This is a genomic window from Aquimarina sp. AU58, from assembly GCF_900312745.1.
Classification (GTDB): domain Bacteria; phylum Bacteroidota; class Bacteroidia; order Flavobacteriales; family Flavobacteriaceae; genus Aquimarina; species Aquimarina spinulae.
This window is the reverse complement of sequence record NZ_OMPD01000009.1, coordinates 492,827-507,143: the sequence shown is the minus strand read 5'-3', so window position 1 is coordinate 507,143 and position 14,317 is coordinate 492,827. Positions and strand designations below refer to the sequence as shown.

General features: G+C 32.6%; 18 protein-coding genes. All 18 read left to right on the top strand.

Going from position 1 to position 14,317, the window contains the following annotated elements; translation table 11 throughout:
- Positions 1 to 53: 53 nt before the first annotated feature.
- Genes fabG through DK441_RS08670 form a run of 18 tightly spaced genes read left to right on the top strand, consistent with a single transcriptional unit; the run spans position 54 to position 14,309 of the window.
- Complete coding sequence (gene fabG, locus DK441_RS08755; RefSeq protein ID WP_109098371.1) at positions 54 to 785, top strand: 3-oxoacyl-ACP reductase FabG; 732 nt, start codon at positions 54 to 56, stop codon at positions 783 to 785.
- A gap of 15 nt (positions 786 to 800) precedes the next feature.
- Positions 801 to 2,024 carry a beta-ketoacyl synthase gene (locus tag DK441_RS08750; RefSeq protein ID WP_109098370.1) on the top strand — a complete coding sequence of 408 codons (1,224 nt, stop codon included), beginning with the start codon at positions 801 to 803 and terminating at the stop codon, positions 2,022 to 2,024.
- Between the two features lie 3 nt (positions 2,025 to 2,027).
- Positions 2,028 to 2,276, top strand: a complete 249-nt coding sequence (locus tag DK441_RS08745) for an acyl carrier protein (protein ID WP_074407515.1) — start codon at positions 2,028 to 2,030, stop codon at positions 2,274 to 2,276.
- A 6-nt stretch (positions 2,277 to 2,282) separates the two neighbouring features.
- Positions 2,283 to 3,167 carry a lipid A biosynthesis acyltransferase gene (locus DK441_RS08740; RefSeq protein ID WP_109098369.1) on the top strand — a complete coding sequence of 295 codons (885 nt, stop codon included), beginning with the start codon at positions 2,283 to 2,285 and terminating at the stop codon, positions 3,165 to 3,167.
- Between the two features lies 1 nt (position 3,168).
- The gene (locus tag DK441_RS08735; RefSeq protein WP_109098368.1) at positions 3,169 to 4,092 is read left to right on the top strand and encodes a hypothetical protein; all 924 of its coding nucleotides are present in this window, start codon (positions 3,169 to 3,171) and stop codon (positions 4,090 to 4,092) included.
- A gap of 12 nt (positions 4,093 to 4,104) precedes the next feature.
- Entirely contained in the window at positions 4,105 to 5,238 is a 1,134-nt protein-coding gene (locus tag DK441_RS08730; protein ID WP_109098367.1) for a beta-ketoacyl-ACP synthase III, read from the top strand.
- Position 5,239: 1 nt separating this feature from the next.
- A complete protein-coding gene (locus DK441_RS08725; RefSeq protein WP_109098366.1) occupies positions 5,240 to 5,671 on the top strand; it encodes a hypothetical protein in 432 nt (143 codons plus the stop codon).
- A 3-nt stretch (positions 5,672 to 5,674) separates the two neighbouring features.
- Positions 5,675 to 6,130 (top strand): ABC transporter permease, encoded by a 456-nt coding sequence (locus DK441_RS08720; protein WP_109098365.1) that lies wholly within the window; start codon positions 5,675 to 5,677, stop codon positions 6,128 to 6,130.
- Positions 6,131 to 6,137: 7 nt separating this feature from the next.
- Complete coding sequence (locus DK441_RS08715) at positions 6,138 to 6,545, top strand: hypothetical protein (RefSeq protein WP_074407509.1); 408 nt, start codon at positions 6,138 to 6,140, stop codon at positions 6,543 to 6,545.
- Positions 6,535 to 7,530, top strand: a complete 996-nt coding sequence (locus DK441_RS08710; RefSeq protein WP_109098364.1) for a BtrH N-terminal domain-containing protein — start codon at positions 6,535 to 6,537, stop codon at positions 7,528 to 7,530. Before DK441_RS08715 ends, DK441_RS08710 begins: the two co-directional genes overlap by 11 nt.
- A gap of 14 nt (positions 7,531 to 7,544) precedes the next feature.
- Positions 7,545 to 8,285: an ABC transporter ATP-binding protein gene (locus DK441_RS08705; protein ID WP_109098363.1), complete on the top strand. Its 741-nt coding sequence runs from the start codon at positions 7,545 to 7,547 to the stop codon at positions 8,283 to 8,285.
- On the top strand, positions 8,278 to 9,546 hold the full coding sequence (locus DK441_RS08700) for an ABC transporter permease (protein ID WP_109098362.1): 1,269 nt from the start codon (positions 8,278 to 8,280) through the stop codon (positions 9,544 to 9,546). Before DK441_RS08705 ends, DK441_RS08700 begins: the two co-directional genes overlap by 8 nt.
- Complete coding sequence (locus tag DK441_RS08695; RefSeq protein WP_108807405.1) at positions 9,524 to 9,985, top strand: thioesterase family protein; 462 nt, start codon at positions 9,524 to 9,526, stop codon at positions 9,983 to 9,985. Before DK441_RS08700 ends, DK441_RS08695 begins: the two co-directional genes overlap by 23 nt.
- Complete coding sequence (locus DK441_RS08690; protein WP_109098361.1) at positions 9,978 to 11,123, top strand: beta-ketoacyl synthase N-terminal-like domain-containing protein; 1,146 nt, start codon at positions 9,978 to 9,980, stop codon at positions 11,121 to 11,123. Before DK441_RS08695 ends, DK441_RS08690 begins: the two co-directional genes overlap by 8 nt.
- Positions 11,124 to 11,140: 17 nt before the next feature.
- On the top strand, positions 11,141 to 12,202 hold the full coding sequence (locus tag DK441_RS08685; protein ID WP_109098360.1) for a methyltransferase: 1,062 nt from the start codon (positions 11,141 to 11,143) through the stop codon (positions 12,200 to 12,202).
- Positions 12,203 to 12,209: 7 nt separating this feature from the next.
- Positions 12,210 to 12,830 (top strand): 3-oxoacyl-ACP synthase, encoded by a 621-nt coding sequence (locus tag DK441_RS08680; protein WP_109098599.1) that lies wholly within the window; start codon positions 12,210 to 12,212, stop codon positions 12,828 to 12,830.
- A gap of 1 nt (position 12,831) precedes the next feature.
- Positions 12,832 to 13,089 (top strand): phosphopantetheine-binding protein, encoded by a 258-nt coding sequence (locus DK441_RS08675; protein ID WP_024771985.1) that lies wholly within the window; start codon positions 12,832 to 12,834, stop codon positions 13,087 to 13,089.
- A gap of 17 nt (positions 13,090 to 13,106) precedes the next feature.
- Positions 13,107 to 14,309 (top strand): beta-ketoacyl synthase, encoded by a 1,203-nt coding sequence (locus tag DK441_RS08670; RefSeq protein WP_109098359.1) that lies wholly within the window; start codon positions 13,107 to 13,109, stop codon positions 14,307 to 14,309.
- Positions 14,310 to 14,317 lie beyond the last annotated feature (8 nt).

The following is a 14,317-nucleotide window of genomic DNA, read 5'->3' as shown; positions in this document are numbered from 1 at the left end:
TTATTAATCTTTATCTAAAATCGATTGAAATAACTATTACATCTTACAAATAAATGAAGTGTGCTTTAATAACAGGTGGCTCGAGGGGAATTGGAAAAGCAATTTGCGTACAACTCGCTAAAGACACCGATTATCATATATTAATTAATTACAATAGTAACGAAACTGCTGCAAAGCAAACTCTTACAGAAATAGAAGCCAATGGCGGAACTGCAGAAATTATTCAATTTAATGTAGTTGATGCTGATCAGGTAAAAACAAAACTAGATACCTGGCAAGAGAATAATAAAGACGCTATTATTGAAGTCATCATAAATAATGCGGGAATCACAAAGGACAACCTATTCATGTGGATGACCCAAAATGATTGGCAAAATGTTATTAACACCTCTCTTGATGGTTTTTATAATGTAACAAACCATTTAATTCAAAAATTATTACGAAACAGATATGGTAGAATTATAAATATTGCTTCTGTATCTGGAGTTAAGGGAACAGCTGGGCAAACTAATTATTCTGCCGCTAAAGGTGCTATAATCGGAGCTACAAAAGCTCTTGCACAAGAAATAGCAAAAAGAAATATCACAGTAAATGCTGTTGCTCCGGGGTTTATTAGAACCGACATGACCAATGAGTTAGATGAAAAAGAACTTAAAAAGTTAATTCCAGCCAATAGATTTGGAGAAGCCGAAGAAGTAGCGCATATCGTATCGTTTTTAGCCTCCAAAAAAGCTTCATATATTACAGGTGAAGTGATTAATATAAATGGCGGAATTTACTCGTAAATTAATTCTGAATATATGAGAAGAGTTGTAATCACGGGAATGGGTATATATTCTTGTATTGGTAAAAACCTCGAAGAAGTAAAAACATCATTATACAACGGGACATCTGGAATTGTTTTTGATGAAAAAAGAAAAGAATTCGGATATCGTTCTTGTTTAACAGGAATGGTAGCAGAACCAGAATTAAATAAATTACTTTCCCGAAGACAACGTATTAGTTTAGGGCAAGAAGGAACATACGCTTATATAGCTACACTCGAAGCTTTAAAAAATGCAAATATAGATCAGTCTTTCCTTGATCAAAATGAAGTCGGTATCCTTTATGGGAATGATAGTACTGCGCAATCGGTTATTGAATCTGTAGAAAAGATTAGAGAAAAAAAAGATACCACATTAGTAGGTTCAGGAGCAATTTTTAGAGGAATGAATTCTTCTGTAACTATGAATCTCTCTACAATTTTTAAACTTAGAGGAATAAACTTTACTATTAGTGCAGCATGTGCCAGCGGATCCCATGCTATCGGAATGGCATATCAGTTTATAAAAAGCGGATTACAAGACTGTATTGTTTGCGGAGGAGCTCAGGAAATAAACCAGCTTGCCATGGGAAGTTTTGATGGCTTAGGAGTATTCTCTACAAATACAGAACATCCAGAAAAAGCCTCTCGACCATTTGATACTAATCGTGATGGATTGGTCCCAAGTGGTGGATCTGCCACACTTATTGTAGAAAGTTATGAATCCGCAATCAAAAGAGGAGCAACAATTCTTGGAGAAATTATAGGGTATGGGTTTTCTTCAAATGGTGAACACATCTCTACTCCTAACGTTGATGGTCCATCAAGAGCTATGAAAAAAGCACTCCTACAAGCAGATATTGAAACATCGGCTATAGATTATGTAAATGCTCATGCAACCTCAACCCCTGTTGGAGATGCCAATGAAGCAAAAGCGATCTATAATGTTTTTGGAGAAAACGGACCACATGTAAGCTCTACAAAATCAATGACAGGGCACGAATGTTGGATGGCAGGAGCTAGTGAAGTCATCTATTCTATGCTCATGATGCAACATTCTTTTATTGCACCAAATATAAATTTGGAGCAGCCAGATGAAGATGCAGCCAAACTAAATTTGGTTAATAAAACTCTAGATAAAAAAATTGATGTATTTTTGTCTAATTCTTTTGGATTTGGGGGAACAAATTCCGCATTAATAATAAAAAAATTTAATAAATAGAATATGGATAAAGAAGTTATTATTGAAAAGATAAACGACTTTCTTATTGATGAGTTTGAAGTAGAAGAGGAAAACATTTCTCCAGAAGCAAACTTAAAAGAGACTCTTGAGCTAGATAGCTTAGATTTTGTTGATCTTGTAGTAGCTGTAGAATCCAATTTTGGTGTAAAATTAATAGGCGAAGATTTTATAAATGTTGTAACACTTCAAAATTTTTACGATCTTATAGAGAATAAAATAAAATCGCTATAAACATTTATGACTACTGAATGGAAAGGAAAGTCCAGAGGTACAGTATTTGGGTATAAAATATTTGTTTTCTTTATTAAAAAAGTTGGCTTAGGCTCTGCCTATTTTATTTTATACTTTGTTGCTGTATATTTTTGTTTTTTTGCCTTATCTAGTAGTAAATCTATATATTACTATTTAAATAAGAGACTTAAATACCCTAGATTTAAGAGTATTTTAAAAATATTCCAAAGTTATTATGTTTTTGGCCAGACTATTATTGATAAAGTAGCTATATCATCGGGCCTTAGAAACAAATTCACGTATGAGTTTGATGGCGTAGAACTCATAAACGAAACCTTAAAGGAAAAAAAAGGAGGTATTCTTATTAGTGCACATCTTGGTAATTTTGAGATTGCTGAACATTTTTTTGGTGAGTTAGAGGAAAATGCTGCAATTAGTCTTTTAACTACAGACATAGAACATACTGCAATTAAGAATTATCTTGATAGCGTGACCTCTAAATCTAATATTAAATTTATTTTCATCAAAGAAGATCTTTCTCATATCTTTCAAATTAATGCCGCTTTGGCTAGAAATGAAATTGTATGCATTACAGGAGATCGTTATTTTGAAGGTTCTAAATATTTAACACAAGATTTATTGGGGCAAGAAGCCAAGTTCCCTTCTGGACCTTTTATGCTAGCCTCTAGATTAAAAGTACCTGTACTTTTTGTGTATGTTATGAAAGAAACCAATACACATTACCACCTTTATGCCAGAAAAGCTAAAGCAAAACATAGGGATGCTAAAGAATTACTAAAAGAATACACAGAAAGCGTAAAATGGATGTTAGACAAGTATCCATTACAATGGTTTAACTATTTCGATTTTTGGAATGTAAATAATAAGTAAGATGAAACATGTTTTAGTGATCCATTATTCGCAGTCTGGGCAGTTGACAGAAATTGTTAAAAACATAGCTTCCCCTATGGCTTCTTCTGAAGAAATAAAGGTAACCTATCACAAAATTGAAATGGAAAACCCCTATCCATTTCCATGGAACAAAAAAGCTTTTTTTGGGGTTTTTCCAGAAACATTTCTTCAGGTGCCAGAAAAAACAAAACCTCTTCCTGAAGAAATAACAAATCAAAAATACGACCTGGTAATACTAGGTTATCAAATTTGGTATCTAACACCATCGCTACCTACCACTTCGTTTTTAAACACTGCAGAGGCCAAAAAAATTCTATCAGGAACACCTGTAATAACCGTAATAGGATGCAGGAATATGTGGATTATGGCGCAGGAAAAAATGAAGAAAAAATTAAACCAACTAAATGCGAACTTAGTTGGACATATTGTTCTTACGGATCGCCATCTTAACCATATTAGCCTCATTACAATTTCGCATTGGATGTTTTCTGGAAAAAAAGGAAACTATTTGGGTATTTTCCCTAAGCCTGGGGTCTCTCAAAAAGATATTGATGAATCGGTAAAATTTGGACATGTAATTTCAAAACACATGGCCAAAAACAATTATGATACGCTGCAAAATGATCTTTTGCTCGAAAAAGCAGTAAAAATTAAGCCCTTTTTAATTACTGTAGATAAGCGCGGGAATATTTTATTTTCAAAATGGGCAAAATTTATTATTACTAAAGGAAAGAAAAACAGCCAAAAAAGGTTTTTTTGGGAGAAAATGTTTAATAAATATTTATTATTTGCTATTTGGTTTATTGCTCCTATAGTTTTTATTTTATTTTTGTTAACTTATTTATTCTTGATTCCGAAAATTAGAAAAGATAAAAAATATTATTCATCTGTAGAAGTAAAATAGGAAGACGTTAAAATGAAGGAAGTTTATATTACACGAATATCAAAATTTTTACCAAATTCTCCCATTAGTAATGATGAGATGGAAGATAAGCTAGGTGTTATAGATGGGAAGACATCTAAAGGTCGAAGAATTGTATTACGTAATAATAAAATAAAAACCAGATACTATGCAATTGATAATAGCGGAAACATAACACATAATAATGCTCAGCTTGCAAAAGAAGCTGTAGAATTATTATGTGATGATACTTTTAAATCTTCTGATATAGAATTATTATCATGCGGTACTTCTAGCCCTGATCAAATATTACCATCGCACGCAGCTATGGTTCATGGATTTTTGAAAAACGGAAATATCGAAATTAACTCACCTTCGGGAGCTTGTTGTTCTGGTATGAATGCATTAAAGTATGGCTATCTGGCAATTAAATCAGGACAAAATACTAATGCAGTTTGCACAGGGTCTGAGCGAACATCGTCATGGATGAAATCAGACGTTTTCAAAAATGAAGTAGAGCATTTAAAAAAATTAGACGAAATACCGATTTTGGCCTTTAACAAAGATTTCTTACGCTGGATGTTATCCGATGGTGCCGGCGCGTTTCTTTTAGAAGATCAACCCAATGGAGATCTCCCTTTAAGAATTGAATGGATGGAAGGCTATTCTTATGCACATGAAATAGAAGCATGTATGTATGCAGGAGGGGATAAATTAGATAATGGCTTATTAAAACCCTGGAGCGAATACCCATCAGAAGAATGGGCTCAGAGATCCCTATTTGCAATGAAACAGGATGTAAAACTACTGGGAGAAAATATTCTTACAAAAGGAGTAGATAGTCTAAAAATGGCTCTAGAAAAAAATAAAATAAAGCCTCAAGATATTACCTATTACCTCCCTCATATATCTTCGTATTATTTTAAAGAAAATTTATACCAGGAAATGAAAGATAATGGCGTAGAGATTCCTTGGGAAAATTGGTTTATGAATTTAAGCAATGTAGGAAATGTTGGAGCAGCATCTATCTATATAATGCTCGAAGAGTTAGTTGCTTCCGGAAACCTTAAAAAAGGTGATAAAATATTATTATCAGTTCCCGAAAGCGCAAGATTTTCTTACACATATGCCTGTTTAACTGTATGTTAAGATGAAAAAATCAAACCTACCTATTACAGATGTTAAACATTTAATTCCACAAAAAGAGCCTTTCGAAATGGTAGATACTTTGTTGGGCTTTTCGAAAACGAGTGTTTCGTCCTCCTTCAAAATTACAGAAGGTAACCTTTTTCTAAAAGACGATCTATTTTTAGAACCAGGAATTATCGAAAATATGGCGCAAACTGTGGCATTGCACACAGGTTATGATTATTTTCTTAGAGACGAGCCCGCCCCAACAGGGTATATAGGATCTGTAAAAAAAGTAGAAATTTTTTATCTCCCAAAATTAAATGAGATTATAACTACCAAAGCCGAAATTTTACACGAGTTCATGGGAGTTACTATGGTAAAAATCGAGGTGTTTAACACAGAAAAAGAAGTGATCGCTTCTGGACAAATGAAAACTGTTATTGCTAGCTAGTTAATGGATAAAGTCAAAACATTAGATATCGCTAAATTTCTACCGCATCGCGCTCCTTTTTTAATGGTCGACAAAGTGCTATCTATAGATGATGAACATGTAGCAACCTCATTTAATATAAAATCAGATTGCATTTTTGTTAACGATTCTTTTTTTAGCGAAATAGGTATGGTAGAAAATGCTGCTCAAACCTGTTCTTCGATCGTTGGTAAAAGTTATTTTGAAGACGATGACCTAGAAGGTGAAGGCACCAAACTTATTGGTTTTATTAGTGCGATCAAAAAAGTTGTGGTTTACGGTTGTCCCAGGATAGGAGAAACAATAGTTTCTAAAGCTGTTTTAAAATCCCGATTTGACACAGAGCAATATAGCATGTGTACATTAGAATGCACTATTCATGAAACAGATAAAGAATTATTATCTTGTGAAATAAATTTATTTATTCAGGAAATGAAATAATGCTCTTATGAAAGAAAGTGAAGTTCCACAGGACAAAAGTAATTTAGAATCTGCCAATTTTAGAGAGTTATGTTACGCGGTTAATGATAATGGAGAATACATAACAACAAACAGTAGCGGATGGGATCCTAAAACCATAGCATTAAGCAATGCTATACAAGAAATAAATGAACGGGTACAGGATGCGCAGGCTAGGGTTTTAAACAATCAAACAAGCCCAATAGAATATTATATGGAACTACATAAAATGGATATTACCATTTTAGCTAGCTATGTTGGCCTATGGAAATGGCGTGTTAAAAGGCACTTTAAGCCAAAAGTGTTTCAAAAACTATCTCAAAAAATATTACAAAAATACGCTGATGTTTTCGAAATCACCGTAGACCAATTAAAACACATTGAACATGGAAATTAACTTTACGCATCATCAATCTGCACACTGCGAAAATGGTGTTGTGTCTAATTTAATGAAACATAATGGTTTCAATGTTAGTGAACCCTTGGTCTTTGGTATTGGATCAGGTTTGTTATTTTGTTACATACCATTTTTAATGGTAAATCATGCTCCGGCCCTTACTTATCGGGCAATGCCTGGCTTTATTTTCAAACGATTTGCAAAAAGAGTTGGTATAAAAATAAAACGAGAAAAATTTAAAAATCCTCAGAACGCTAAGGCACGTTTAGACGAAAATCTTAAGAAGAATAATCCCGTAGGACTTCAAGTTGGAGTATATAACCTAGTATATTTTCCTGACGAATATCGCTTTCATTTTAATGCTCACAACTTGGTTGTTTATGGAAAAAAAGAAGATTCGTATCTAATTAGCGATCCGGTGATGGAAACTGTTACAACTTTAACAGCAAAAGAGCTGGAAAAAGTGCGTTTTGCCAAAGGTGCTTTTGCTCCTAAAGGGCACATGTACTACCCTATCGATTTCCCTAAGGAGTTAGCTTTAGAAAAAGCTATAGTTCAAGGAATTAAACAAACTTGCAGAGAAATGCTTGCTCCAGTGCCTATCGTTGGAGTTAAAGGAATTCGAACAGTGGCTAAATTAATTCGCAAATGGCCAAAAAAGAAAGGCACAAAAGTAGCCAATCATTATTTGGGACAAGTAGTTAGAATGCAAGAAGAAATAGGAACCGGAGGTGGTGGATTTAGATATATCTATGCTGCATTCTTACAAGAGGCTGGTAACTTATTAAAAAATGATACATTAATCGAATTATCTACAGAAATGACTGCAATTGGTGATTCGTGGAGAGATTTTGCTTTAGATGCTTCTCGCATATACAAAAACCGAAGCGCAAAAGATGATGCATATAACGATGTTGCTTTGCAACTAGACGATATAGCAAATCGAGAAGAAGTTTTCTTTAAAAAATTAAAGAAAGCGATTTAATAGTAAAATAAAGCATGATTAAAATTGAACAATTATCTAAAAAATATAAAGGTGCAGATGCATATTCTGTATCAGATTTAGATTTGTTTATCGATGAAAAAGAAATTTTTGGGTTACTTGGCCCAAATGGCGCAGGAAAGACTACATTAATTTCATTGTTATGTTCTTTAATAAAACCTACATCAGGATCATTTACCATAGATGGTTTAACGTATAAAAAACCTAATCAATTAAAACAATTAATTGGTATTGTACCTCAAGAGTACGCCTTATATCCTTCGTTAACCGCTAATGAAAATCTTCAGTATTTCGGTAGCATGTATGGTTTAAAAGGACAGCTATTAAAATCTAAAATAAACCAGGCAATTGACACATTAGGCCTGTCAAAATTTGCTAACAAAAAAGTGAGTACATTTTCTGGAGGGATGAAACGTCGTATCAATTTAATCGCAAGTATTTTACACGAGCCTAAAGTATTATTTTTGGACGAACCAACAGTTGGGGTAGATGTACAATCTAAAAATGTAATTATTAAATACTTACAACTCTTAAATCAAAAAGGAACTACAATTATTTATACATCACATCATTTAAATGAAGCTGAAGATTTTTGTACTAAAGTTGCTATTATAGATCATGGAAAAATAATATCTCAAGGAGAACCACAAGAATTAATTTCTAATCAAAAAAAGGCAAATAATCTTGAAGATGTATTTTTAGCCTTAACCGGGAAAGCATTAAGAGATCATGCATAAATTATGGGCTTCTACATATAAAGAATTCTTATTGCTCACCAGAGATATTGGTGGTATTGCTATTTTATTTGTAATGCCAATTGTATTAATCATCACGATAACAATTATTCAGGATAGTAGTTTTAAAACGATTAGTGATACTAAGATCCCAATACTTCTTGTAAATAATGATAATGGTCATGTTTCTGAGACTATAATTAGCAGCTTAACAGAATCCAATACTTTTGAGGTCATTCAAAAAGATAAAGAGCAAGAAGCCAGAAATCTAGTGTTTAAGGGGAATTATCAACTCGCTATAATTATCCCAGAAAAGTTATCATCAGACTTAGAGAAAAAAGTCAATCAGAATGTAGAGGGTATTTTATCAAAATTTGGTCTGGAAGAAGAAAAAGAGGTTCGACCAGAAGAAACTATTTTAAATAAGGAGGTTAGACTATATTTTGATCCGGCAACTCAATTAACTTTTAAAAGTTCTGTAAAAAATGGTATTGATAAAATGATTTCTAAAATAGAAACACAATCTATTTACAAGGCTTTTCATGAACAAGTAGCAGAAGACGACACAGAGGTTATTTTTGAAACAGATAATTTTATCAGTTTTAAAGAAATAGCTCCAAAACAAGGAGACAAAGAGATTATTCCGAATTCTGCGCAACACAATGTACCTGCCTGGACTTTATTTGCTATCTTTTTTATTATAGTACCATTATCTATAAATATTGTAAAAGAAAAAAATCAAGGAACTTTTGTGCGATTAAGAACAAATCCTGTATCCTATGCAATAGTATTAGGAGGAAAAACTACAGTATATCTGGCTGTTTGTCTCATACAATTTACTTTAATGCTAGCTATAGGAGTGTTTTTATTTCCGAAACTAGGTTTACCAACATTAGATGTATCAGGAAGAATAGTAAATCTATTTATTGTTGCTTTTTTTGCGGGCTTAGCAGCAATAGGATTGGGGTTATTACTAGGAACTATTGCAAAGACGCAAGAACAATCTGCTCCATTTGGAGCAACCTTTGTGGTTATCCTCGCTGCTTTGGGAGGTGTTTGGGTACCTGTTTTTGTAATGCCCAAATTTATGCAACTATTATCAAATATTTCGCCAATGAATTGGGGTTTAAATGCCTTCTATGATGTATTTTTGCGAAATGCCAGCTTTATAGAAATTGTTCCAGAAATAATATTACTTTTATTATTTTTTATAATAACGGCCTTAATTTCTATTGTTTATAATGAAAAGAAAAATGCAGTCTAAAAATAACAAAGAAATAAGTTTTACCAGCCAGGTTAGAGTACGTTTTGTAGAAACTGATCCCTTAGGAATTGTTTGGCATGGTAATTATATTCAATATTTTGAAGATGGCAGAGAAGCTTTTGGAAGACATCACGGTATTTCATATTTAGATCAAAAAAAATTTGGTTATGCAACGCCAATCGTAAAATCCAGTACAGAACATAAACTACCTTTGCGATATGGAGATATTGCTACCATAAAAACAATTTATGTAGATAGTCCTGCTGCTAAAATGATTTTTAGATATGAAATTTACAACCAAAATCATAAATTAGTCTGCACAGGAGAAACCGTGCAGGTGTTTGTTGAAGATATAGGGAATGGTGATTTATCACTAACAATTCCATCTTTCTTTATCAAATGGAAACAAAAAGAAGGCCTTATAAAATTGAATGAGTAAGATTTACGCTTCATATAATAATATAATATCATCGCTTGGTTTTGATAGCGAAACTGTTGTACAGAATATTCATGACGAGAATTCGGGCTTGCGACGTATTGATAACAAAGACCTATTACCAAGTCCATTTTATTCTTCAATTATAAATACCGAAGATTTAGCTGCTAGTTTTAAGCAATTAAATAATAAAGGGCAGTTCACCCGTTTAGAGCAGATGATGATTTCTTCATTAAGTCAGGTTGTCAAAGCATCTAAAATTCCTTTAACAAATCGTGTTGGACTTATTATATCTACAACCAAAGGCAATATCGATGTTCTAAATAAAAACAATGGATTCCGAAAAGAGCGAGCTTATTTAAGCACTCTAGGAAAAGTAATCAAAGAAACTTTAGGTTTTAAAAATGATGCTATAGTTGTTTCTAATGCATGTGTTTCTGGAATTTTATCTATTGCAATTGCAAAACGCTATATTAACCATGGCACCTATGATGATGTTTTTATTGTTAGTGGGGATATGGTAAGTGAATTTATAATAACTGGTTTTAATTCATTTCAAGCGTTAAGTAATGAACCTTGTAAACCTTATGACAAAGATAGAACAGGGGTTAATATAGGAGAAGTATCTGCTAGTATTTTAGTTACTAATAATAAAAAAGGGCTTCCAAAAGAAGCGGTTGCTATTTTGGGTGAAGGCTCGTGTAACGATGCTAATCATATTTCGGGACCTTCCCGAACTGGTGAAGGATTATTTCGAAGTGTACAATCTGCTTTCAAAGAAGGGAATGTCTCCCATACCGATATTGATTACATTTCGGCCCACGGAACAGCAACATTGTTTAATGATGAAACAGAATCAATTGCATTTAACAGACTTAATTTAAGCAAAGTACCATTAAATAGTTTAAAAGGCTATTTTGGTCATACATTAGGGGCCTCAGGATTAGTTGAGACTATTGTTGGGATGTATTCATTGCAGAAGAATACACTATATACATCATTAGGTTTTAAAGAACCCGGTACATCAAAGCCTTTAAACATTATCACAAAAACCACCCCAAAACAATTAAATATTTTTCTAAAAACCGCCTCTGGATTCGGAGGTTGTAATACCGCAGTTGTATTCCAAAAAATAAAATAACTTATATTTATAAAAGTATGTCAGTTCAAACTATAAAAGCTATAGACGCAATTCAGGAAGCACAAAAAATAGCCTTTGCACCTTTCGTTTTTCAAGCAACAATTTCGTTAAGAAAGCTTGGGGTTTTAAATCTTATTTTTGATAGAAGGAAAAAAGGAGGAATCACATTAGAAGATATTTCCAAAGAATTATCTATTAGCAATTATGGTATCGGTGTTTTATTAGAAATTGCCGAAAGCTCTAATATCGTTAGTAAAAATGAAGACAACACTTACGAGTTAACTAATATTGGTTATTTTTTAAATTATAATAAAACGGTTGATGTTAATATCAATTTCACGAATGATGTCTGCTATAAAGGACTATATCATTTAAACGATTCTATTAAAGAAGGAAAACCCGAAGGCTTAAAAGAATTAGGAAATTGGGATACCATATATGAAGGTTTATCACAATTAGATCCACAAATACAAAAATCCTGGTTTGAGTTTGATCATCATTATTCTGATGATATATTTCAGGATGCATTACAAATAGTTTTTAGAAAAAATCCAAAATTAATATTTGATATTGGTGCAAATACAGGAAAGTTTGCTATTAGCTGTTGCAACTATAATGAAGATGTTTCTATAAAAATGATTGATTTACCTGGTCAATTAAAAAAGGCCCTTGCTGCGGTAAAAAACAATCAATTTGAAAACCGTGTCACCGGTCATGAAATAGATTGGTTATCCGAAAATCCAAAAATCCCAACCGGGGCAGATACTATATGGATGTGTCAATTTTTAGATTGTTTTTCTAAAGACGAAATTCTAAAAATATTAAAAGTTTGTGTAGAATCTATGGATGACAACACAGAACTATTAATTATGGAAACATACACCGACAGACAAAAATTTGATAATGCAAAATTTATCTTAGAAGCTACATCATTGTATTTTACAGTACTGGCAAATGGAAATAGTAAAATGTATAAAGCTACTGAATTGATTGAATTAGCAAACGAAGCCGGGTTAGTTATAAAAGAAGATTTGGCTGTAGGAGAATACCATACCATATTTGTCTGTAAAAAAAAGTAACCGATTTATGGAGTCTGGATTTTATATAAAATCATTCTGTCACATAAAAGATAATAAAATCTCTTTAAACGGATCTGTTATATATGACGATAAAGATGCTTTAGATTTTTTAGAATTTATTAAAGCAGCTTATAGGAGTTTTGATATTAAATATCCTAAATTCTTTAAAATGGATGGGTTAAGTAAGCTTGCTTTTTTGGCATCAGATCTTATCCTGCAAAAAGAAAAACTAAATATAGAAGACGAAAATAACATTGCTATTATATTTTCAAATAAATCATCTAGTTTAGATACCGATGAAAAACATCAGGAATCTATCCAGAGTAAAGACAATTACTATCCAAGTCCCGCCGTTTTTGTTTATACATTACCCAATATTTGTATTGGTGAGATTAGTATAAAATATAAACTTCATTCTGAAAATAGTTTTTTTATCTTTGACAGCTTTAATGCCGAATATTTATCAGACTATACAAATAGTCTATTATTAGCAAATAAAGCTAATGAAGCACTTTGTGGTTGGGTAGAATTTGATGGAGTAGCATATGACGCATTTTTATATCTGGTTTCTAGAGAAGGAACCGCAATACATACTAAACAAAATATAGTAAATTTATATAATACATAATATGGAGGTTTTAAAACAAGAACTAAAGGAAAACATTATTGAGCAATTAAATCTTGAAGATATTGCTGTTGAAGATATTGCTGATGACGATATTCTTTTTGGTGATGGTTTAGGTTTAGACTCAATTGATGCATTAGAATTAATTGTAATGTTAGATAAAAACTATGGTATTAAATTAACCGACCCTAAAGAAGGACGTGAAATTTTTGCATCTATAGAAGTAATGGCAAAATACATTTCTGAACATAGAACAAAATAAATTTTATTTGTATTTAAATGAGTAAAGGTGTTGCTATAACCGGAATGGGAATAATTTCTGCTATTGGAAACGATGTTACAGAAAATTACCAATCGCTTATTAATGGTAAAAAAGGAATCTCTAGAGTTTCTAAAATTGATACCATTCATAAGGACGATATTATGGTTGGTGAAATCGCATCTACAAATCTGGAGTTAGAACAACAATTAGGTCTAACTCCTGATAATAATTACTCAAGAACAGCTTTATTAGGTGCTATTGCTGCTAAGCAAGCAATACAAGATGCCGGAATCTCTGATATCAATACCTATAAAACAGGATTAGTTTCGGCGACCAGCGTTGGTGGGATGGATATGACAGAAACGTATTATTATGATTATCTTGAAAACAAAAGCACCCAAAAATATATCGAAGGTCATCATGCCGGAGATTCTACTCAAAAAATTGCAGAACAATTAGGAATCGAAAAAAGCCTGGTAACTACAATAAGTACGGCTTGTTCTTCTGCTGCAAATGCTATAATGCTTGGTGCCCGATTGATTAAGTCGGGAAAACTAGACAGGGTTATTGTGGGTGGTTCTGATTGTTTGTCTAAGTTTACCATTAACGGGTTTAAAACTTTAATGATCTTATCTGACACGTACAATACTCCTTTTGATGAAAATAGAAAAGGACTTAATCTAGGTGAAGCTGCGGCTTTCTTAGTATTAGAATCTGATGAAGTTATTGCTGCAGAAAAAAAAGAAGTATTAGGATATGTTAAAGGATATGGTAATGCAAATGATGCCTATCATCAAACTGCATCTTCAGAAAATGGAGATGGAGCAACTTTAGCAATGCAAAAAGCTTTAAAAGTTGCAGCATACACAGCAAATGATATTGATTACATTAATGCACATGGGACAGCAACGGGAAATAATGATTTATCCGAAGGGCGTGCTATTCTAAGAGTTTTTGGCGAAGAAATTCCCGATTTTAGCTCTACAAAAGCATATACAGGACATACATTGGCCGCTGCAGGAGCTATCGAGGCTGTTTATGCCGTATTAGCGCTTCAACATAATATCATCTATCCTAATCTCAATTTTAAAACTCAGATGAAAGAGTTTGATATTACACCACAATTAGAACTCAAAGAAAAAGAATTACATACGGTGTTGTCTAATTCCTTAGGTTTTGGAGGTAATTGTTCTACCATAATTTTTTCAAAAGAACAATAGCAAAATTG